This is a genomic window from Rhizobium sp. 05N49 (assembly GCF_056396805.1).
The window spans coordinates 1-20,249 of the sequence record NZ_JBFTME010000024.1; the positions used below are offsets into that span (position 1 = coordinate 1).

At 61.1% G+C, this 20,249-nt stretch carries 17 protein-coding genes and 1 pseudogene; 6 read left to right on the forward strand and 12 right to left on the reverse strand.

What is annotated here, in order from left to right:
- The 3 genes and pseudogenes from AC1DF8_RS30870 to AC1DF8_RS30880 form a co-directional block, all read right to left on the reverse strand.
- Positions 1-461: pseudogene (locus AC1DF8_RS30870) on the reverse strand (membrane-bound PQQ-dependent dehydrogenase, glucose/quinate/shikimate family); the annotation flags it as partial.
- A gap of 121 nt (positions 462-582) precedes the next feature.
- Entirely contained in the window at positions 583-1,128 is a 546-nt protein-coding gene (locus AC1DF8_RS30875; protein ID WP_112543092.1) for a glutathione peroxidase, read from the reverse strand.
- A 48-nt stretch (positions 1,129-1,176) separates the two neighbouring features.
- Complete coding sequence (locus tag AC1DF8_RS30880) at positions 1,177-2,679, reverse strand: protein adenylyltransferase SelO (RefSeq protein WP_478156401.1); 1,503 nt, start codon at positions 2,677-2,679, stop codon at positions 1,177-1,179.
- Between the two features lie 258 nt (positions 2,680-2,937).
- Here AC1DF8_RS30880 and AC1DF8_RS30885 point away from each other — a divergent pair, with 258 nt between their 5' ends.
- Positions 2,938-4,386: an MDR family MFS transporter gene (locus tag AC1DF8_RS30885; protein ID WP_112970961.1), complete on the forward strand. Its 1,449-nt coding sequence runs from the start codon at positions 2,938-2,940 to the stop codon at positions 4,384-4,386.
- Positions 4,387-4,408: 22 nt separating this feature from the next.
- Here the strand turns inward: AC1DF8_RS30885 and AC1DF8_RS30890 are convergent, their stop codons facing one another.
- Together AC1DF8_RS30890 and AC1DF8_RS30895 are read right to left on the reverse strand one after the other, a co-directional pair.
- Entirely contained in the window at positions 4,409-4,624 is a 216-nt protein-coding gene (locus AC1DF8_RS30890; protein WP_246715618.1) for a hypothetical protein, read from the reverse strand.
- A 41-nt stretch (positions 4,625-4,665) separates the two neighbouring features.
- Positions 4,666-5,613 carry a homocysteine S-methyltransferase family protein gene (locus tag AC1DF8_RS30895; RefSeq protein ID WP_478156404.1) on the reverse strand — a complete coding sequence of 316 codons (948 nt, stop codon included), beginning with the start codon at positions 5,611-5,613 and terminating at the stop codon, positions 4,666-4,668.
- A gap of 219 nt (positions 5,614-5,832) precedes the next feature.
- Here AC1DF8_RS30895 and AC1DF8_RS30900 point away from each other — a divergent pair, with 219 nt between their 5' ends.
- Entirely contained in the window at positions 5,833-6,513 is a 681-nt protein-coding gene (locus AC1DF8_RS30900; protein ID WP_112970959.1) for a TetR/AcrR family transcriptional regulator, read from the forward strand.
- Here AC1DF8_RS30900 and AC1DF8_RS30905 read toward each other — a convergent pair.
- Both AC1DF8_RS30905 and AC1DF8_RS30910 read right to left on the reverse strand, forming a co-directional pair.
- Positions 6,510-7,037 (reverse strand): DUF1697 domain-containing protein, encoded by a 528-nt coding sequence (locus tag AC1DF8_RS30905; RefSeq protein ID WP_478156406.1) that lies wholly within the window; start codon positions 7,035-7,037, stop codon positions 6,510-6,512. The two genes, AC1DF8_RS30900 and AC1DF8_RS30905, sit on opposite strands and share 4 nt — an antisense overlap.
- A 52-nt stretch (positions 7,038-7,089) precedes the next feature.
- Entirely contained in the window at positions 7,090-9,198 is a 2,109-nt protein-coding gene (locus tag AC1DF8_RS30910; protein ID WP_478156408.1) for a S9 family peptidase, read from the reverse strand.
- A 233-nt stretch (positions 9,199-9,431) separates the two neighbouring features.
- Between AC1DF8_RS30910 and AC1DF8_RS30915 the strand changes: the two genes are divergently transcribed.
- Both AC1DF8_RS30915 and AC1DF8_RS30920 read left to right on the forward strand, forming a co-directional pair.
- Entirely contained in the window at positions 9,432-9,824 is a 393-nt protein-coding gene (locus AC1DF8_RS30915; RefSeq protein ID WP_029868963.1) for a DUF930 domain-containing protein, read from the forward strand.
- A gap of 161 nt (positions 9,825-9,985) precedes the next feature.
- Positions 9,986-10,768: a polysaccharide deacetylase family protein gene (locus tag AC1DF8_RS30920; protein ID WP_112543101.1), complete on the forward strand. Its 783-nt coding sequence runs from the start codon at positions 9,986-9,988 to the stop codon at positions 10,766-10,768.
- A 108-nt stretch (positions 10,769-10,876) separates the two neighbouring features.
- On the opposite strand, the gene AC1DF8_RS30925 is transcribed toward AC1DF8_RS30920, so the two are convergent.
- The 3 genes from AC1DF8_RS30925 to AC1DF8_RS30935 all read right to left on the reverse strand — a co-directional run bounded on the left by AC1DF8_RS30925 (position 10,877) and on the right by AC1DF8_RS30935 (position 14,341).
- Positions 10,877-12,169, reverse strand: a complete 1,293-nt coding sequence (locus tag AC1DF8_RS30925; RefSeq protein WP_478156411.1) for an NAD(P)/FAD-dependent oxidoreductase — start codon at positions 12,167-12,169, stop codon at positions 10,877-10,879.
- A gap of 23 nt (positions 12,170-12,192) precedes the next feature.
- On the reverse strand, positions 12,193-13,359 hold the full coding sequence (locus tag AC1DF8_RS30930) for an AI-2E family transporter (protein ID WP_029868960.1): 1,167 nt from the start codon (positions 13,357-13,359) through the stop codon (positions 12,193-12,195).
- Between the two features lie 82 nt (positions 13,360-13,441).
- Entirely contained in the window at positions 13,442-14,341 is a 900-nt protein-coding gene (locus tag AC1DF8_RS30935) for a LysR family transcriptional regulator (protein ID WP_112970953.1), read from the reverse strand.
- A gap of 95 nt (positions 14,342-14,436) precedes the next feature.
- Here AC1DF8_RS30935 and AC1DF8_RS30940 point away from each other — a divergent pair, with 95 nt between their 5' ends.
- The gene (locus AC1DF8_RS30940) at positions 14,437-15,510 is read left to right on the forward strand and encodes an aldo/keto reductase (protein ID WP_478156413.1); all 1,074 of its coding nucleotides are present in this window, start codon (positions 14,437-14,439) and stop codon (positions 15,508-15,510) included.
- Positions 15,511-15,605: 95 nt separating this feature from the next.
- Here the strand turns inward: AC1DF8_RS30940 and AC1DF8_RS30945 are convergent, their stop codons facing one another.
- Together AC1DF8_RS30945 and AC1DF8_RS30950 are read right to left on the reverse strand one after the other, a co-directional pair.
- On the reverse strand, positions 15,606-18,440 hold the full coding sequence (locus AC1DF8_RS30945; protein ID WP_478156415.1) for a phospholipase D-like domain-containing protein: 2,835 nt from the start codon (positions 18,438-18,440) through the stop codon (positions 15,606-15,608).
- A gap of 232 nt (positions 18,441-18,672) precedes the next feature.
- The gene (locus AC1DF8_RS30950) at positions 18,673-19,629 is read right to left on the reverse strand and encodes a VOC family protein (RefSeq protein WP_478156417.1); all 957 of its coding nucleotides are present in this window, start codon (positions 19,627-19,629) and stop codon (positions 18,673-18,675) included.
- A 199-nt stretch (positions 19,630-19,828) separates the two neighbouring features.
- On the opposite strand from AC1DF8_RS30950, the gene AC1DF8_RS30955 reads away from it, so the two are divergent.
- The gene (locus tag AC1DF8_RS30955; RefSeq protein ID WP_018114083.1) at positions 19,829-20,239 is read left to right on the forward strand and encodes a universal stress protein; all 411 of its coding nucleotides are present in this window, start codon (positions 19,829-19,831) and stop codon (positions 20,237-20,239) included.
- Positions 20,240-20,249: the final 10 nt, after the last annotated feature.

The following is a 20,249-nucleotide window of genomic DNA, read 5'->3' on the forward strand; positions in this document are numbered from 1 at the left end:
GTTGCAGCGGATGATTGCGCCGGCAGGTCGCCGGCGAGGTCATGCGGATCCGTCGTCATGGAATATCCGGCGACGATGATGGCCAGAATGACCGGAATGGCCAGCGGCCAGGGATTGGCACCGTAATAGATGCCGGTCGGGCTGCGAAAACCGAGCGGCCTGCGGATCCATGGCGTCAGCAGCCAGAGCCCGAAGAGGATGATCAGGCCACCGCGCGGACCGAGCTGCCACCAGTCGAACCCCACCTCCCAGATTGCCCAGGCGAGAGCCACGACGACGAGTACTGCATAGACCAATAGCGCGACTGCCTTGCGCATGAGAAGCAGGCCTGCCGTCAGCAGGAACATCAGTCCCGCGAAGAGATAGAAGACGCTGCCGCCAAGCGTGACGAGCCACAGCCCCCCGCCGCCGAGCGCCAGTCCGAAAATGATGAAGAGTATGGAGGTAATGACGATTGCCATAAGGCAGTCTCCCGCTGGTTAGCCGGATCGGAAAATGGCGAAAAACATACGCCGATCAGGCAGATAGAGCGGGAGGCCTGCCTTTCAACCGCCGCATTTGGCCGCGGTTGAAACTGGCGCGCTAGTTGGCTTTTGCAAGCTCTCGATCGATTGCGGAAACGAGGCGGTTGTCGTCCGCCGTGACGTCAGGGGCGAAACGGGCAACGACCTTGCCATTGCGGCCGACGAGGAATTTCTCGAAGTTCCAGAGGATTTCCTTGTCGTCGCCGGCAAGGCCGGCGCCCTTCAGCCGCTCACGCATCGGCCCTTCGCCTGTCGTTTCCACATCGGAGCCGGTCAGGTTCTTGTAGAGCGGGTGCTTGTCCGGTCCCTTGACGGAAATCTTCGAGAACATCGGGAAATCGACGCCGAAGGTGCTGGTGCAGAAATCCAGGATTTCCGCATCCGTGCCCGGCTCCTGGCCCTTGAAGTCATTGGCCGGGAAACCGGCGATGACGAAGCCGCGCTCGCGCTTGTCGGCATAGAGCTTTTCAAGCCCTTCATACTGCACCGTCAGGCCGCACTTGGAGGCGACATTGACGATGAGCAGCACCTGGCCGCGATATTCGTTGAGCGTCGTCTCACGTCCTTGCACTGTCTTGACCGGAATATCGAGAAGGTCAGTCATTGTTATCTCCAATGAATATGGGGCGAGTTGAATTGGAACTGTCTGAAATCAGGTTCCGCAGAAGGTCTGGAGCACCCGCTCTTCCGGCTTCGGCGGGTCCATATAGGCTGCAAACGCCGGCTGCTCCTCATAGGGATGCGAAAGAACTGTGAGCAGCGCCTCGAACAGCGAGAAATCGCCGTCCTCAACGGCCGCCTCAATCGCCTGCTCGACCCGATGGTTGCGCGCAATGAAGGCCGGATTGACCTGCTTCATTGCTGCAGCCCGATCACTGGACATCTGCGGATCGCGCGAAAGCCGCTCGCGCCAGCGCGCCAGCCATTCGGTGCTGGCAGCAGGCTCGCGGAAAGTCGATGTGAATACCGCCTCGGACGCGTCGTCGCCTGCAACAGCCGACAGCCGCCGGAAAGTCAGCGTAAAATCTGCGCCCCCTGCCTGCATCAGCGCCAGCAATGACTGGATGAGTTCGAGATCGCCGTCTTCGATTGAAGTCAGACCGATCTTGTCGCGCATGCCCTGCAGCCAATAGGCGTGGAAACGCTCGCCATAGGCCTTGATGATGGCGTTGGCATGCTCGATCGCCTTGTCTTTGTCGGCATCAACAAGCGGCAGCAGCGCTTCACCGAGCCGCGCCAGGTTCCATTGCCCGATGCCCGGCTGATTGGCATAGGCGTAGCGCCCGTGCTGGTCGATCGATGAGAACACCGTCATCGGATCGTAGATATCCATGAAGGCGCAGGGGCCGAAATCGATCGTCTCGCCCGAGATCGTCATGTTGTCGGTATTCATCACTCCATGGATGAAGCCCACCTGCAGCCAGCGGGCGATCAGCGCCGCCTGCCTGTCGCAGACAGCTTCATAGAGCGCGAGATAGGGATTTTCCGCCGCCGCCAGCTCGGGATAGTGCCGTTCGATGACATGATCGGCGAGTGCCTTGATGCCGTCCTCGTCGCCTCCAGCGGCAAGATACTGGAAGGTGCCGACGCGGATATGGCTTGCTGCGACGCGCGTGAAGACGGCGCCCGGCAAGATATCCTCACGCCGAACGCCTTCGCCGGTCAGCACGGCGGCAAGCGCCCGCGTGGCGGGAATGCCGAGCGCAAACATCGCCTCGCTGATGATATATTCACGCAGTACCGGACCGAGAGCTGCCCGCCCGTCGCCCCGGCGCGAAAACGGCGTCTGGCCCGCGCCCTTGAGCTGGATATCGCGGCGCTTCCCGTTGCGGTCGATCACTTCTCCGAGAAGGATCGCCCGCCCGTCGCCGAGCAATGGCACGAAATGCCCGAACTGATGGCCGGAATAGGCCATCGCCAGCGGCTCCGCGCCGCCAGGCACGAGATTTCCGGAAAAAATTGCTGCGCCATCGCGCTTCAGGACCTCGACATCAAGCCCCAGTTCTCTAGCCAGCGGTTCGTTGAGCTTGATCAGCCACGGCTCGGCCACCTGCGTCGGCGCCTGCAGGGCGAAGAAGTTCTGCGGTAGCCGCACATAGCTGTTGTCGAAGCCGAAGGCGTTGTCCGGCGGGTTTGTCTGCGGGGCGGAGGTCATGACTAATAGGTAGGGCCGCAGATGCGGTCACGCAAGCCGCCTTAGGTCCAAACCATCCGCTTCACGAAGGGCAAAAAAGTGCAAGGAATGGTGATCGGCCTTTACCTCTCGGCAAAGCAGATGTGCCATAAAAGACATAGCGCCGCCATGATTGCAGGCGTATAGCAAAACCATCTCCTCTTGGCATTTTTGCCATGTCATCCCCGCGGCCCTGTCGCCCCGTGTGCTCCGCTGCGCCTTTGCGAGTGATCCCTGACGATGTCGGATCAGATTTATCATGCGCCGATGGTCCGGCGTGCAGCACCCAATTTCCGGGTGATCGCGATGATTGTCGCGAGTGCCATGCTCATGGAAAATGTCGACGCAACCGTGCTGGCGACCGCGCTGCCGACGATGGCGCGCGATTTCGGCGTCGACGCCCCGGCCATGTCGATTGCGCTGACTTCCTACCTGCTCAGCCTTGCGATCTTCATTCCCGCCAGCGGCCGCGTGGCAGACAGTTTCGGCTCGCGCACCGTCTTCCGCTCGGCGATCGCCGTCTTCGTGGTTGGCTCGATCCTCTGTGCCTTTGCGCCGACCTTGACGTTCCTCGTGCTTGCCCGCCTGCTGCAGGGCATCGGCGGCGCCATGATGATGCCCGTCGGCCGTCTGGTGCTGATGCGCAGCGTCGACCGCAAGGATATGGTCAGCGCCATGTCCTGGCTGCTGGTGCCGGCGCTGATCGGCCCGATCGTCGGCCCTCCGCTCGGCGGCTTCATCGTCACCTATCTCGACTGGCGTTGGATCTTCTACATCAACGTGCCGATCGGCATCATCGGCATGATCTTCGTGTCGATCTATATCGACGAGGTGAAGGGCAAGGCCGCCGGCCCCTTCGATACGATCGGCTTCATCCTCTCGGGTATTTCGCTCGGCTCGATGCTTTTCGGCTTCGAATTGTCGAGCCATGAAGGGCAGGGTTCCTTCTCGATCTTCCTCATTGCGATCGGCCTGCTCTTCGGCATTGCCTATCTGCGCCATGCGCGCCGGCATCCCGCCCCGATCATGGATTTCTCGCTGATGAAGGTGCCGAGCTTCGGCACCTCTGTCATCGCCGGCTCGCTGACGCGCATCACGCAGGGCGCGCAGCCCTTCCTGCTGCCGCTGCTCTTCCAGATCGGCTTCGGTCTTTCAGCCGCCGCCGCAGGGCAGATCGTCATTTCCACCGCACTCGGCGCGCTGTTCATGAAACCCCTGGCAAAGGCCGTCTTCCGCCGTTTCGGTTTCCGCCGAAGCCTTATTATCAACGGCATTCTCGGCACGATCGGTTATGGTCTCTGCGCCGCCTTCCGGCCGGATTGGCCGATGCCGCTGATCTTCATCGCGCTCGTGCTCAGCGCCTTCTTCATGTCGTTCCAGTTCACCGCCTATAATACCATCGCCTATGACGAGATCAGCCAGGAACGCATGAGCTCGGCGACGAGCTTCTACACCACCTTCCAGCAGCTGATGCTCTCGCTCGGCATCTGCATCGGCGCACTGGCGCTGCATGCCTCGATGGCGTTCAACGATGTCGAAACGCCCAAGCTTGGCGATTTCTCCGCCGCCTTCATCGTGGTTGCGATCATTTCGATCAGCGCCACCATCTGGAACCTGCGCTTCTCGCCGACGGCGGGCGAAGAGATCAGCGGCTACAGGGTCAAGCACAAGAAAGGCGCCGCAGCCTGAAGCTGAGGCGCCTTCCTCTTCGTCAGAGGCCGACAGGTTCCCGCAATCGCCTGCGCCGCAATGGACGCGCCTTGCGTTGGTCCGCCTGGAGCCCGTAGGCCATGCGGCGGTCGAGGTCCTCGAAGGCCGCAAGATCCATATCCTGCAATGCCACCTCCACAGCCGCCTCCGGTTCGGCTTGCGTCTGTTGCCCTTTAATCGCAAGCCACAGATCACGCCAGCTGCGCCGGCGTGTCATTGCCCCCACCATCGTCACGCCATGCCCTCCCGATCACTCCGTCACGCCGCCCGGGGCAGGCACGCTTCGCAGATCGCCGCAACATGGCGGTGGTCGGTGCCGCAGCAGCCGCCGAGCACGTGCACCTGCGGCATGCGGCGAAGGAGCTCGCGGTAGCGCTGGCCGAGATCGTCAGGGTCGCCGGCATCCAGCACCTCACTGTTGTCGAGCTGTTCATGGCTCATGGTCGAAGCGTTGGCGCGGATGCCGGAAATGCGCTTTACCCAGCCGCTGCCATGATCGAGCGCCGCCTCGAAATGCGTCGGGTGGGCGCAGTTGATCATGTAGTAGGCCGGCGATCCGCCGGTGGCCGCATCCGTCGTCTCGATCGCATCCTGAAGGCTGCGGCCGGTCACCAGCCTGCCATCTGTCTCCAGCGTGAAGGAGATGGCACAGGGCATGCCGAGCGTGCTGGCTGCCCGCGCAATACCGATCGCCTCGTCGATATTAGTCAGCGTGAAAGCAGCGACCATATCGGCCTCGGTGCCGGCGAAGGTCTCGATCTGGAAGGCGTGATAGTCCTCCGCTTCGTCGGCGCTCATGACGCCCGCCTTGTAGCCGTCGCCGCGCGGGCCGATGGCGCCGCTGACGACAATTGGCTGCTCCGGTCGCTCATAGTCGTGGCGCAAGCCCACGAGCAGTTCGACGGCTTGTTCGTTTGCCGTTTGCAGCGCTTCGGTCGTATAGTTGAGCTTCTGACCCCAGTCGGGATTGGCACGCCATGTGGCAGTGTCGAGCACGAAGCCCGTGCCGTGTCGCCGGGCGATATCCAGGTAGCGGCGATAGTAGTTCTTCGTGCGCTCCCGCCCGTCTTCGGATGCCAGCAATACGAAGGAGGCGAAATGCGGAAGATCGATGCCTTCTTGAAAGATCATCGTGGTTTCCATGCCGCCATCGCTAATGAAGGCGCCGCCTTTAAGCTGCGGCAACCCATGCCTGTACTTTGCCATCGTGAAACCTCTCCAGCCGAGGCGCCTGAAATGACTGCCGTCGATGGTCATGTTCTGCCGCTTATTCTGGTGTCAAACTAGGCGACTTGCGGTATACTATCACAGGTTTCGAATTTTGCGGATTGAAATCAATCCCTTGCATGGGCCGGTGCTGCCGGGGGCGCAGGCGGGCTCGATCTAGCTGTCCAGAAAACTGTACCGTGGGTACAGGAGGGGAACATGCGAAAGGGCGAAGAAACGCGGAATCGCATCCTTGATGTGGCGGAAGCAGCGGTCTTGCAGAAGGGGTTCGGCGGCACGTCCATCGAGGAATTGATCGTCGAAACCGGCATTACCAAGAGCGGCTTCTTTTACCACTTCAAGGACAAGAACGAGCTCGCGAAAGCGCTGCTCAACCGCTACATCGAAAACGACGAACGCATCTATGACGAGATCTTCAGCCGTGCGCGCGATCTGATGGATGATCCGCTGCAATCCTTTCTGCTGGGCCTGAAGCTGCTCTCCGAACTGGTGGCCGACCTGCCGAACGGTCATCCGGGCTGCCTCGTGGCGACGGTCTGCTATTACGAGCGGCTCTTCGATCGCGAGATCCAGGAGACAAACCGCAATGCCGTACTTGCCTGGCGCCGCCGCTTCGGCCGCATGTTCCGCGAGATCATGGAAGTCTATTCGCCACGCGAGCCCGTCGATGTCGACCAGCTCGCCGATATGGTTTCTTCGGTGCTGGAAGGCGGCATTGTTCTCTCAAAGACGCTGAAGGAGCCGAATACGCTCGCCGAACAGGTGCTGATGCTGCGCATCTTCGTGAGGATGCTCTTCCTGCCCGCCATCGAGTCGCCGCTCGTTGCCGTCAGACATGAACATATCTATGGCACGGTGAGGAGTGGCGAGCAGCTTTAGGCTTTGCCGTCTTCCAGCTCAGCCGCCAGGCCGGCAAGCTTGCGTACGGTGTTGAGGTTGCGGGAGGTGCCCGCCTTCAGTGCCGGAAGCTTCAGCTTCGATCGGCCGGAGCCGATGGGATAGTGCACATAGATTTCGCGCCCGGCGAGCTTTGCTTCCTCGCCGTCGGGCGCCACTATCTGTTCCAGCGCATCCTTGGGTGCTGCCTCGGGCAGGAAATAGACCAGCAGAAAATTCGGCTTGGCCTCGGGGAAGGGCGCGTGGGCGATGATGCCGTCAAGCTCCCTGCGGCTGCGCACCATCACGCCCGGCCGCTTGCCCATCTTCTTTCCCAGTGCCTCGTCGAGCTTCTCCACCACCACCTTTTCGGCCTCATCCGAGCGGAACAGGACGTTGCCGCTCTGGATGTAGGTCTTCACGTCGGTGAAGCCGAGCTGCTCGCAAGTCGCCTTCAGCTCGGCCATCGGCAGGGAGCCCGTGCCGCCGACATTCACGGCTCTCAGCAGCGCGATATAGACGGCCATTTCTCCCTCCCTTGGGCGAGTGGCGCACCAGGGCACGCCACATCCGCGCGCCTTACATCTTGCCCGCTACCTTGATCGCAAATGCGTATTCGAATGCGATCTCTTCAAGCCGCTGGAAGCGGCCGGAAGCACCGCCATGGCCGGCGTCCATGTTGGTCTTGAGCAGGATGGGTGCGGCACCCGTCGTCTTGTCGCGCAGCTTTGCGACCCATTTCGCCGGCTCCCAATAGGTGACGCGCGGGTCCGTCAGGCCGCCGAGCGCCAGGATCGGCGGATAGGGCTTGGCGCCGACATTGTCATAGGGCGAATAGGCGGCAATCTGCTCGTATTCGTCGCGGCTCTCGATCGGGTTACCCCATTCCGGCCATTCCGGCGGAGTGAGCGGCAGCGTGTCGTCGAGCATGGTGTTCAGGACGTCGACGAAAGGAACGGCGGCGATGAGACCCGCGAATTTCTCCGGCGCCATGTTGGCGACCGCACCCATCAGCATGCCGCCGGCAGACCCGCCCTCGGCGATGATACCAGCGTAGGACGTGAACTTCTCCTGATTCAGATAGTCAGCGGCAGCGATGAAGTCCTTGAAGGTATTGGTCTTCTTGTCCATCTTGCCGTCTTCGTACCAGGCAAAGCCCTTGTCCTTGCCGCCACGGATATGGGCGATGGCATAGACGAAGCCGCGATCGGCAAGCGACAGGCAATTGGTATTGAAGCCGGCCGGAATGGTGATGCCATAGGCGCCGTAGCCATAGAGCAGGCAGGGTGCGGAACCGTCGAGCGGCGTGTCCTTGCGATAGAGCAGCGTAACCGGCACCTTTTCGCCGTCCCAAGCGGGCGCGAAGACGCGGCGGGTGACATAGTCGTCAGGGTTATGGCCCGATGGCACTTCCTGCGTCTTCAAGAGCGTGCGCTCGCGGGTGACCATGTTGTAATCGTAAAGCTGCGAGGGCGTCGTCATCGAGGAATAGGAGAAGCGGATGACGTCTGTGTCATATTCGGCGGCACCCGAAAGGCCAAGCGAATAGGCTTCCTCGTCGAAGGCGATTGCATGTTCTTCGCCGCTCAGGCGGTCGCGGATCATGATCTGCGGCAGGCCGTCCTTGCGCTCGAGCCACAGGAGATGGCGAGCATAGGCCATGTGGCTGATGATCAGAGTGCCCGGCTTGTGCGGCACGACCTCGCGCCAGTTCTCCTTGCCCGGCTTGTCAACGGGCGTTTCCATGATCTTGAAATCCTTGGCGCCGCCGTCATTGGTGAGAATGTAAAAGACGTCGCCGCCTTCGGTCAGCGAATATTCGATGCCTTCTTCGCGCACCGCTACCAGCTTCGGCTCGGCGTTCAGGTCCTTCGTCGACAAGAGGCGATATTCGCTCGTCTCGTGGTCATGGATGTCGATGTAGATGAAGTCGTCGAGCAGCGAGCCGCCGACGCCCATGAAGAAGCCGGCATCCGCCTCCTCGTAAACCAGCCTGTCTTCGCTCTGCGGCGTGCCGAGGATATGGTGGAAAACCTTCGACGGGCGGTGGTTCTCGTCGAGCGCCGAATAGAAGAAGCTCTTCCCGTCGGGCGCCCAGACCCCGCCGCCACCGGTATTCTCGATCACGTCGGACAGGTCTTCGAGGCTCGAAAGATCGCGAACCCTGAGCGTGAAGAATTCCGAGCCCTTGTCGTCATAGCCCCAGATGCCGCGGCTGTGGTTCGTGCAATGATCGAGGCCGGCGAGTCGGAAATAGGCCTTGCCGGCGGCTTCCTTGTCACCGTCGAGAAGGATTGTGCGGATCGTCTCGTCTTTCACATTGCCATCGCGCGGGATGCGGAAATAGCGGGGCTGCTCGCCGCCGGTGACGAAGGACGTGCCGTAGGCATGAGGGCCGTCCTTCATCGGGACCGAGCTGTCGTCTTCCTTGATGCGGCCGCGCATTTCGGCAAACAACACCTTCTGCAAGGCCTTAGTGTCTTCCATGGCCGCGTTCATGTAGCCATTTTCGGCTTCCAGATGGGCGCGGATATCCGCGTCGAGGATGGAGGGATCCTTGAACATGGCCTGCCAGTTGTCGGCCCGCAGCCAGGCATAGTCGTCAGTGCGCGTGATGCCGTGCCGCGTATCGGAGACGGGTCTTTTTTCAGCAGCGGGCGGGGCGGGCAGGTTCTTGAAAGCGGTCAAGGAAAGCTCCGTAAAGGGCGGTATCGGTGGGCAAGAGATAGAGATGCGGCGGGTCATGATCAAGCGTCGGCCGGTGAACCTTATTGAGACAAAATGGCCGGCGCGTTGCCTTGATGTCACCACATTGTTTAAGAATGTCCGCTAGCGCTGCGCGAAAATTGCACCCGCGTCAGGCCTCCGGCAAGTTTCCGGCGGCATTATGATGAATACATAACAGTAAAGGTTTCTCCGTAATGCCGAAACGTCTGGTCCTGTTTATGTCGCTTGCAGCCCTTGCAGCCTCGTCCGCCCTTGCTGTCGATCCCGCCATCAAGAAGCAGCTGGAAAAGCTGGATCCGGCCACCCGCCTCGAGCAGAGCTGCGATACCGAAGCCATGAGCCGCATCAACCAGGACGGCACCGGCTTCCGGCCGGACAAGGTCATCGCGTACACATTCAAGGACCCGATCCCAAGCGATGACCGCCTCGAAGCCCCCGGCGCCGTCTTCCGCAGCAAGGGCGATTGGTATCACCTTTCCTACACCTGCATTACCGGCCCGCAGCACATCAATGTGCGTAACCTGCAGTACAAGATCGGTGACAAGGTGCCGAAGGATAAGTGGACAAAATACTATCTTTACGATTGAGCCCTCGGCCTCTTCCCGGCACTCTCGCATTCCGGTGACGGGCACAGGAATGCGGGCAGATTGAGACATGAACCGCTCGCGCCGGGCGGCATCAGGCCACATGGCCCGCTTCGTTTCTTTGTTTTAATGTTGCCTGAAACATCAATTGAATCTGATTCTTCATGAAACGCTTTCTTCTTGGTTCTGCGCTGCTCCTGGCTGCCCCGTCGGCATTTGCCGCCGAAATACTTGCTCCTGCCATGCCAGCCCATACGCCAGCGGCAGCCGGTCCGAAGCTCGTTGAGCCGCATCTGCACATCGCTCGCTCCAACGTATCAGGCCGCGCCCGTATCGCGCTCACCTTCGATGCCTGCATGGGCGAGGCTGATGAGCGCATCCTGTCGACGCTCGTCAGCGAGCGCATCCCGGCGACGATCTTCGTCACCGCCCGCTGGCTGAAACGCAATCCGAAGGCGGTTGCCGTCTTTCTGCAGAATCCCGACCTTTTCGAGCTGGAGAATCACGGCGAGAAGCATATCCCGGCAATCGACAAGCCGGTGCTGGTCTATGGCATTGCATCCGCCGGATCGCCCGATGCCGTCAGGCAGGAGGTGGAGGGCGGTGCTGCCGCCATGGTAGCATCAGGCATTCCGGCACCTCACTGGTTCCGGGGCTCGACTGCCAAATACGATCTCTCGGCCATCGGCCAGATCCGCGCCATGGGATACCGCATCGCCGGTTATTCCGTGAATGGCGACGGCGGCTCGCTGCTGGGTGCGGCGGTCACCGAAAAGCGCATTTCCTCGGCCAAGGATGGCGATGTCGTCATCTCCCATATCAACCAGCCGACCCATGCGGCCGGTGAGGGCGTCGCCAAGGCGCTCGTCGATCTCAAGGCAAAAGGCACGGAGTTCGTCCGGCTGCAGGATGTTGCTGATACGGGCGACGACAAGACGACGGAATAGAGCAATTCCGGCAAAAGTGTGCAGCGGATTGCGTCCGGAATTGCGTAAAAGCAAAGAGATAGAGAACTTTCCTGATTCGAAATAAACGGAAATGCTCTGGGACGGGGCTTATCTCAGTTCCTCGCCGGTCCGCGTCCAATCCGCCGCGAAACTCCGCATGGTCGGCGCATCCCTGTCGAGCGCGAAATCCTCGAACCAGTCACGATGCATGCCGGCGAGCATTGCGCCGATCATCTGTCCGGCAAGGTAGGAGAAGGTGATGCCGTTGCCGCCGTAGCCGTAGGCGGCATAGACGCCGGCCATGCCGGGCACGGGGCCTATCAGCGGCAGGCCGTCTGCCGTCTCACCGAAGGTGCCGCACCAGGCATGCTCCACCCGTGTATCCGCCTTCGGCCATAGCCGCTTCAGCTTTTCCCGGATCGCCATGATCTTTCCCGGCAGCTTGCGGTCGCGCTCTTGGGGGGCGGTCGTGTCGTCGTCCTCGCCGCCGGCGATGATACGGTTGTCGTCAGTGGTGCGCACGTAAAGATAAGGATGGCTGTCTTCCCAGAGCAGCATGCCATCCCGCCAGAGATCGTCAGGCTTCTGCGGCACCGTGGCGAGCGCCCAGCTGGAACTGGTGCGATGCAGCTTCGGCATGTCGAGGCCGGGCATGGAATATCCGGTCGCCAGCACCACATGCTGCGCCTCGATCACATGGGCGCCGTTCGTCTCGGCCGTCACGCGCCCGCCTTCGCTGTGAAGCCCGGTCACCGAGGCGTTGACCAGCCGCGCACCGCGCGAAAAGGCAATCTGCAGCAAAGACCAGGTGAGCAGCAGCGGGTCGGCCTCCGCTGACCCCGGTGAGAGGATCGCTGCATCGCGGTCGAATTCGTATTGGGTGAGGAGATCGGGATGTTCGAGATAATGGCCCGGCAGTCCTGCCCGGCGGCGAAGCTGCCGTTCGTCCATCAGTTCGCGCGCACCCTCGTGGTTGTTGGCGAGGTAGAGCGTATTGCGGGGCTGGAAACCGCAGGTAATGCCATGGGCGGCAATCAGCTTGGCAAGCCCCGCGACACAGGCAGCGCTGCGTCGATAGATGCCGGCCGCCCGCTCGAAGCCGTAAAAGGTCTCCAACTCACCGAGCGTGCGGTCGATCTCCCATTGCAGCATCGCCGTGCTTGCCGCGGTGCTGCCGAGCCCGGGCTGTTCGCGGTCGATGACGACCACCGAGAAGCCGCGCGCCGTCAGATGTTCGGCGGCAAGCGCACCGGTGATGCCGCCGCCGATAATGGCAATATCGGTCTTGAAGCTCTGCTCCAGCGGCTGATAGACCGGTTGCACGCCGTTCCTGCCCCAGAGCGAGCAGCCGCCCACGAGCTCTTCGTGGCTGGCTTCGTTGAGATGCAGGTCGGATGCCATAGGCTTGTCTCCGGGCGCTGTCGTTACTTCGGCAGTTGCGGCTGTGGTTTTTCCTCGATCAGCAGTTCGTCGATGATGGTCATGACGACGAGCGACAGTGGCAGGGCCAGCATGGCGCCGACCGCCCCCCACATCCACGTCCAGAAGATGATCGCCAGGAAGACGACGAAGGGGTTGATCTCCAGCCGCCGCCCCATGACCGCGGGGAAGATAAGGTTCTCCATGACGAGGTGCACGGTGAAGAATGCTGCCGCCGGGATGAGGCCGATGACGATGCCGTCATGGGACATGACGCCTGCGATAGCCACGGCAAAGGTCATCATCGTGATGCCGAGATAGGGGATGAAGCTCGAGATGAAGGCGAAGAAGCCCCAGAGAACGGGCGTCGGCAGACCGCCGGCATAGGCGATGATGGTCATGACGACACCGAGGGCGACATAGATCAGCGAGGCTGTGGCGAAATAAAAGCCGAGCGCCTGTTCCACCGCATTGATGACGCGGATTGCCGCGAGCCTCTGCGCACGCTCGCGGAAGGTCATGATGATCGTCTTGCGCAGGCTGACACGGCTGGCAAGAAAGAGCAGCAGGGCAGCAAAGAAGATCAGCCCCTGTACCAGCGCCGGCGTCAGGTTCGTCGTCACCACGTGCAGGACGTTGCCGGTATTCGCAAGCAGGGATTCGATGGACATTGGCCCGCTCTGGAAAGTCGCGGGCGTGATGTGCAGCCACTCGATCCGTTCCAGATAAGGCATGATGCGCTGTGTGGTGCGATCGATGAAATCAGGCGCGTCATTGGCAAGCATCGTCAGTGGTCCGGCAAGCGAATTGACGAGCAAAAAGATGACAAGCGCGACGCCGCTTGAAAGCAGTACGGCATTGGCAAGCCGCGGCACGCCCATCTTTGAAAGTTTCTCGGCTGCCATCCCGAGGATCATGCCGACGACCACGGCGAGCGTGATCGGGATCAGGATCAGCGACATCTGATAGACGGCGGCAAGCCCGAGGATGCCGAAGATGCCGATGATGGCCCAGGCCATGCTGACATCGAGCCCATCCTTCTCGACGCGCCGCACCGGTGCCGGTGGCAGCCCCTCGGCTGCTTCCTGCAGTGTTCGCGCCCATGCGCTGGTATGGCGTTCGCCAAGACGGATCTTGCTTGCCTGTTTCCGGATGCCGTTGGCGATACCCATGTGCGATAAGTCCCCGAAGCCCGATTGCTTCGCCAATCAACGCACAGGGGTTGCCACAGGTTCCCCTCTGGTATCGAGCCATCTAGGCAGCCCGCTGTCGCGCGACGAAATCCACGAAGGCGCGTAGCGGCGGCGGCATCTGGCGACGGCTCGGATAATAGAGGTGGAAGCCTGGGAAGGGCGGTGTCCAGTCATCGAGCATGCTGATCAGCCGTCCGGCGGCGAGATGTTCCGCGACGTGATAGTCGAAGAGATAACCGATGCCGACGCCATCGAGCACGGCCCGCAGCATCAGATCGTTGTCGGTGGTGCTGAGGGGGCCCGAAACGGCAACCTCAAGCTTCTCGTCGCCGCGCTCGAATTCCCAGTGATAGAGGCTGCCATCCGTCGGCCAGCGGGAGACGACGCAGGAATGGTCGCGCAGGTCGCGCGGAGTGTCCGGGATGCCGTGGCGCGCGATATAGTCGGGTGAGGCGACGACGACGAGCCGCATCTCGCCGCCGAGTTTCACGCTCACCATGTCCTTTTCCACCATCTCGCCCAGCCGGATGCCGGCATCGAAGCGGTCGGCGACGATATCGGAGAGTTTGTCATCCACGATGATGTCCATGACGATATCGGGAAAGGCCGCGTGGAAAGGCGCAATCAGCGGCGCCAGCCCGTGTACGATCGCAACCCGCGGCGCGTTGATGCGCAGCAGGCCGGCCGGCGTATCGCGCAGTGCAGAAACATCCGCCACCGCCTGGTCGAGATCGGCAAGTGCCGGCAGCAGCCTCGAAAGCAGGCGCTGGCCTGCCTCGCTCGGCGCCACGCTACGGGTCGTGCGGTTGAGCAGCCGGATGCCCATCCGCTCCTCGAGCGTGCGGATCGTCTGGCTGAGCGCGGAGGCGGATATGCCGAGCCGGGCGGCCGCACGGGCAAAATTGCCGTGCTCGGCGACCGCGGCAAAAGCCCTGAGCTCCGCATAGTCACTACCGCGCATTATACTCTCTTTCCTAAGGAAGCCATGCCGATAATGTAGCATTGTTGTCAGTATCGGCAAGGCGCATCTTCTGTCTGCAACACAGGAGATTACCCATGACTGATACATTGTCCCTTGACCGCTACCGTCTCCTCGGCCGTTCCGGCCTGCGCGTTTCGCCGCTGTCGCTCGGCACCATGACCTTCGGAACAGACTGGGGCTGGGGCGCGGATGAAGAGGAGTCCCGTCGCATGTTCGACGCCTATGTCGATCGCGGCGGCAACTTCATCGATACCGCCAATCAATATACCGGTGGCACCTCGGAAAAACTCGTAGGCCGCTTTGCCGAAGGCCGCCGCGACGAGCTTGTCATCGCCACCAAATATACGATTACCTCGCGCCCGAAAGATCCGAATTCCGGTGGCAATCATCGCCGCAGCATGATCCGTTCGGTAGAAGACAGTCTGAAGCGACTGAATACCGACTACATCGATCTCTTCTACCTGCATGCCTGGGATTTCACGACCTCGGTCGAAGAGGTCATGCGCGGGCTCGACGATCTCGTTACTGCCGGCAAGATCGTTTATGCCGGCATCTCCGACACGCCCGCCTGGCAGGTTGCGCGCATGCAGACGCTGGCCGACCTACGTGGTTGGGCACCGCTGGTCGCCTTGCAGATCGAATACAGCCTGATCGAACGCACGGTGGAACGCGAACTGATCCCGATGGCCCATGAACTCGGCCTCGGCGTCATTCCCTGGTCGCCGCTCGGAATGGGCGTTCTGACAGGCAAATACAGCCGCTCCGATCTCGATATCGGTGCGGGAACGGCAAGTGCGGTCGGCACCCGCAAGAATGTCGCCGCCGGCAATGGTGCGCTGACGGAACGCAGTCTCGGCATCGCCGATGTCGTGAAGCAGGTCGCAGCCGAAATCGGCAAGACACCGGCCCAGGTGGCGATCGCCTGGACGCTCACCAACCCGGCCGTGACCTCGCCGATCATGGGCGTCAAGACGATGGCCCAGCTCGAAGACAATCTTGGTGCGCTCGATGTTGTCCTGTCGGACGAACACCGCGCCCGCCTCGCCGAGGCAAGCGCGATTGTCCTTGGCTTCCCGCATGATTTCCTCGCCAAGCCGCTGACGCGCGGCGTCATGTTCGGCGAGGTGACCATCGAGCCCCGTCGTTGAAGTCTGCCACATCCAAAATGGAAATGGCGCCGGAAACGGCGCCATTTGTCGTTTGGACGCTTTGCTGCGAAGAGCCTAGCCGTGCCGTTCCAAATTCACCGCCCAAGTGCAATGGAAAGCGGGACGGCAATGTAGCCTGATGGCGGTGCCGTTTCCGCTCCGGCCGGCGCAAGCACCGGGGGCGGCAGATTTTCATCTATTTTTGCCGGGCCGATACGGTTCCAGTCGTAGAGGAAGATTTCCTCGTAGAACTTGGCGATCTCCACATCATAGAAGATCAGGCTCGCATCGCGGTTGAAGCCGGTGCCGGCTGTCGTCCAGTTGTGGCTGCCCATCAGGACGGCTTCACTGTCGATGATGATCCCCTTTGTATGGCAGTTCTTCTGCTTGCGGATCTTGTTGGTATCGAAGCCGTAATCCTTGGCATTGCTGATGACGTCGCGGTCCTCGGAGCCGAAGCTGCGGAAGATGATGCGCACGTCGAGGCCACCCTTTTGCTTTTCAAGCAGCGCATCCAGGAGCCGGCGATAGTTGTCGCCCACTGTCCTGGTATTGAAGCTCTGGTTCTGGAAATAGATCCGGCTTTTGGCCGATTGGATGAACGGCAATACGACGTCGATATAGTTGTCGGGCGTCAGGATCGGCTGCACGTCGATCGTGCGCTCGCCGGTCAGCGGCTGGAAATAGCGCGGCTTCTGAGGCGCCTCGAGCGTATCCATGGCGAGATTGGCTGGCAGGAACACCAGCTGTTCCGGCACGATGCCGGCCTCCGTCACGGTCTTGGCCTCTGCAAGATCGCGCAGGATATGCGCCTCGTAGAGTTTGCTGAGCTCAGCGTTTTCAAGGATGGCATGCCATTCGCGATTGTAGAGCCGCAGCGCCGATGCCTCGTCATCCTTGTTCGTCAAAGGCGCCACGTTTGGCTGGTTGGAACTTTGCCAATTGCCGCTCGAGAGCCACATGGCCTTGTGGTCACGCACGGCGACCTTGATGTGATAGGCGGAATCGAAGATGCCGTCCTTGCCGACGCTCGCCGGCGCGAAATCGAACTTGTTGCCCTTCGCATCGCGGATCTGAGCGACCGCTTCGGCATCCGTCAGGTCGCCGTCATGCACCTTGCCGCCCATCTGCAGCACCATGGAGATGGTCTCGGCCTGACCCTTGACCGCATCCAGCACGCCGTTGGCCACATTCGTCGCTCCGAAATCGTACATGGCAACGACCAGCGAGGTGCGGGTCTTCGACAGGAACGGGCCAAGCTGCGGCCAGCTTGCGTCGGGTCCGGTATGGATGACGAATTTGCCGCCGACCGGGCGCCGGCTCAGCGGCAGATCGGGACGCGGCTTGTAATTCGTGTGCCAGCTTGCCGTCGCTGCTTCGTCCAGATCGATGCCGAAGAGATCCTGTGCCGAGGCGACGGTGATATCGGTGCGAACGCCATCGATATAATCAGGCAGTTTCGTGCGGCCGCGTGCTTCCAGGGCACCCAACTCGAGCTTGCGATTGACCGCAATCACGACGGCGCGCTGATCGGTGATCTCGCCATTCTCGAAGCGATAGCCCGGTTTGATTGCGACGACATCCTCGCGATTGGCAAATTGCGATCGCGCGCTGCGCACCGCTGCAAACACCTGTTCCTTGGTCGGCATCGCGATCGGCGCAACCGCTGCCGCATCGGTGCCGGAACCGGCCGTATTCACGACGAAGGTCGATCCCGAAGAAGAGAGTGTCGGTCCGCCGGAAAGCGATGATTGCAGCGCAGCGGCATCGAGTTCAACGGTGATCTTCAGCGGCACTGTGAACGTTACTTTCCCGCCGCTGCTGCCTGTTCCGCTTCCGCCGCCGCTGTTGCCGTCCTTGCCGCTCACGATGATCTCCCCGTTCGATGGCGCTTCGAGCAGTCCGCGGGCGCGTTGCAGGCAGCGCTGCAACACGGCTGCCGGGACCGCGTCATTCTCGATGAATTCGGTGCCGCTGTAGTGAAGCCCGGTCACCCTCCCGGTGCCGATGTCGAGCAGCGGAGAGCCGGAATTGCCGCCGAGGGTGGAGCAGGAATGCGTGACACGGTTCTCATCGGCGGCCAGCAGGTTGCCGACCGCAAGCCGCTTCTTGGTGAAGACGCCGCCAAAGATCTTTTCGGCAAGCCTCTGGTCGGAGAAGCGGGAATCGCTGGCGGGATAACCGATGGCGGCAACCGGCAGATTGCGCACTGGCAGATCGACAGCAAGGTCGAGTTTCAAACGTCCGACCGGCGAGGACTTCTGCTCCAGTTTCAGGAAGGCGACATCGGGCCCGCTTTCCGGCGCCACCCAGACGACGCGTTCGATCTTCACCTCGTCGCTGGCGTCATTGCCGTATTCTTCCAGGAAGTCGATATTGACGCCGATCTCGCGGCGTGCGTCGAAACCGATCTTGAACCTGAAGCCGGTGCCGCTTGCTTCGGCGAAAAGATTGGCCACATGCCGGTTGGTTACAACGAGGCCATCGTCGATCACCCAGGCCGTGCCGGCATAATCGCGATCGGCGTTGCTCACATCGACACGGCCGATCGAGACCATCGCCCGGTTCACATTCGCGGCGTTTTCCGTGAGGATGCGACGCCACGCCCTGGCCTCCTCGCGGGCGCTGTCGATATCGACGGCATTGTTCTTGACGAGGAAAACCGGCGTGCCGACGGCAAAGACGATCGTCTCGTCGTTACCGACAGGTGGCGGCCCGATATCCACCCCTTCCTCGACAGGCTGGTCTTTGTTCATCAGGGCGCGCACGCCCCCATAGCGGACGTTCATGGCGCGGCCGGCTTCGCTAAGCCATTCGGGTTTATCGGCGCTGTGCATCAGCGCCCGGATATCTGCCTGCACATCAGGCGGACTGGCAGCCGCGACCTGCTGCGCCACCAGCTTGACGCGCTGGGAGTCCTCGACTGTCATTCTGCCTCCTCAGTCCGTAGGCGGACATTTGGTTGGGATACGATCGGGAATGGCTGCGAAATCTATTGAGGGTTGCAAACTAGATGGATACGCCCAGTTTATTACAGCGGCATGATGGCGTCGAGACCCGCTGCATCGCCAGCCTGTGGCGACTGGTAATTGCCTGAAAACAAAAGGGTCGTTTCGGAAAATTCCGAAACGACCCTTCTGATATTGTCTGAGGGTGGTCGCCTTAGGCTGAAAGCGTCAGCCCTATGCCCCACGGATCCCTGAGGAAGACACCGCCGTCGCGTTTCTCGCTCTTGATCTCCAGTTCGTCGAGCTTCAACACGGCCTTGTCGAGCGTTTCCTTGTCGTTGAAGCGAATCTTGTAGTCGGAAAGGCCGGTCATGTGGTCGGCGCGCATCCCGGCGCCGCGGCTGTTCCAGATATTGGCGGCGAGATGGTGGTGATAGCCGCCGCTCGCAAAGAAGCTCGCGCTCGGATAACGGGCCATCACCTTCAGGCCGAGCACGTCGCGATAGAAGGCATCCGCCTGCGGAATGTCGCCGACCTGCAGGTGGATGTGACCGATCGCAGTGCCGTCAGCCATTCCGGTCCAGGCGTCATCGGGGGCGCTGTTGTAGAGCGCCTGCAGATCCAGCCGCAGGGTCGCCATCTCCACCATGCCGTCTGGGTGGAATTTCCAGCCTTCATGTGGCCGGTCGGCATAGATTTCGATGCCGTTGCCCTCCGGATCGGAAAGATAGATCGCCTCGCTGACCACATGGTCGGACGCGCCTTCGAGCGTGACATTGTTCTGCGCAGCATGACGAAGCCAGCGCGCAAGCTCGGTGCGATTGGGTACGAGGAAGGCGGTGTGAAACAGGCCGGCGGCGTTGCGGGGCGCTTCGCGTGCGTTGCTGTCCGTCGTCAGCGTCAGGAGCGGCAGGCCCGCAACACCGAGAACCTCACCGCTTGCGGTCTTTTCGAGCACCGAGAGACCAAGCATCTTCTGATAGAAACCGGAGACCGCAGCCAGGTCTTTTACGACCAGGTGCGACTGGTCGATATAGGCAGGGCGCGTCAGCGCATAGGAAGTTTCTGATGATGTCATGGAATGATCTCCTGCCCTGGAATTGAAAGGCGTACCGGCGGTGGCGGCAAGTGTGCCGCCCGTAGCGAGCGCGAGGAATTTTCGCCGGTCCATTCGCCTGTAAGCTCCCCTCGGCTGCTGTACTTGATATCTATATGGCCTATTCGCATTGTTCACAGAAGGCCCATTTTTGACGATGAAGCGTTCTGAAAACGTTGACGATGCCTGGCTCTCCACTTGATATCAGTCAATGCGCTTTATCTATCCAGAGAGGATAGTTGACGACGAAGAGCAACACCTCAAGGAGGATCGCATGTACAGGAAGATCATCGTTCCGATTGAAATCGGCAGCATCGAAAAAGGCGAGAAGATTTTCCGCAAGGCGGAAAAGCTGCTCGACGATGGCGGCGAGATCATCCTCCTCAACGTCGTCGAGGATATTCCGACCTACGTTGCCATAGAGTTGCCGGCAAACGTCGTCGAAAACGCCATGAAGGAAGGCCGTGACAGGCTGGATAGCCTCGTTGCCAAGACCGGCATTCCGGCCACCGTCGAAGTCCGCAACGGTCCGCCCGCCAACGGCATTCTGGCCGCTGCCGAAAACCACGGTGCCGATCTCATCATGGTCGCCTCGCATCTTCCCGATATCTACAACTACTTCATCGGTGCCACCGCCGATCGCGTGGTGCGTCACGCCAAGTGCTCGGTGCTGGTGGACCGGTAGGACGTGAAAC

Bases quoted from the DNA above. Each gene is read 5' to 3' on its own strand.
- AC1DF8_RS30900 (WP_112970959.1), top strand. From the start codon at position 5,833: ATGCGAAAGGGCGAAGAAACGCGGAATCGCATCCTTGATGTGGCGGAA.
- AC1DF8_RS30935 (WP_112970953.1), bottom strand. From the start codon at position 14,341: ATGCGCGGTAGTGACTATGCGGAGCTCAGGGCTTTTGCCGCGGTCGCC.
- AC1DF8_RS30930 (WP_029868960.1), bottom strand. From the start codon at position 13,359: ATGGGTATCGCCAACGGCATCCGGAAACAGGCAAGCAAGATCCGTCTT.
- AC1DF8_RS30915 (WP_029868963.1), top strand. From the start codon at position 9,432: ATGCCGAAACGTCTGGTCCTGTTTATGTCGCTTGCAGCCCTTGCAGCC.
- AC1DF8_RS30890 (WP_246715618.1), bottom strand. From the start codon at position 4,624: ATGACACGCCGGCGCAGCTGGCGTGATCTGTGGCTTGCGATTAAAGGG.
- AC1DF8_RS30905 (WP_478156406.1), bottom strand. From the start codon at position 7,037: ATGGCCGTCTATATCGCGCTGCTGAGAGCCGTGAATGTCGGCGGCACG.
- AC1DF8_RS30925 (WP_478156411.1), bottom strand. From the start codon at position 12,169: ATGGCATCCGACCTGCATCTCAACGAAGCCAGCCACGAAGAGCTCGTG.
- AC1DF8_RS30945 (WP_478156415.1), bottom strand. From the start codon at position 18,440: ATGACAGTCGAGGACTCCCAGCGCGTCAAGCTGGTGGCGCAGCAGGTC.
- AC1DF8_RS30895 (WP_478156404.1), bottom strand. From the start codon at position 5,613: ATGGCAAAGTACAGGCATGGGTTGCCGCAGCTTAAAGGCGGCGCCTTC.
- AC1DF8_RS30955 (WP_018114083.1), top strand. From the start codon at position 19,829: ATGTACAGGAAGATCATCGTTCCGATTGAAATCGGCAGCATCGAAAAA.
- AC1DF8_RS30880 (WP_478156401.1), bottom strand. From the start codon at position 2,679: ATGACCTCCGCCCCGCAGACAAACCCGCCGGACAACGCCTTCGGCTTC.
- AC1DF8_RS30920 (WP_112543101.1), top strand. From the start codon at position 9,986: ATGAAACGCTTTCTTCTTGGTTCTGCGCTGCTCCTGGCTGCCCCGTCG.
- AC1DF8_RS30885 (WP_112970961.1), top strand. From the start codon at position 2,938: ATGTCGGATCAGATTTATCATGCGCCGATGGTCCGGCGTGCAGCACCC.
- AC1DF8_RS30940 (WP_478156413.1), top strand. From the start codon at position 14,437: ATGACTGATACATTGTCCCTTGACCGCTACCGTCTCCTCGGCCGTTCC.
- AC1DF8_RS30950 (WP_478156417.1), bottom strand. From the start codon at position 19,629: ATGGACCGGCGAAAATTCCTCGCGCTCGCTACGGGCGGCACACTTGCC.
- AC1DF8_RS30875 (WP_112543092.1), bottom strand. From the start codon at position 1,128: ATGACTGACCTTCTCGATATTCCGGTCAAGACAGTGCAAGGACGTGAG.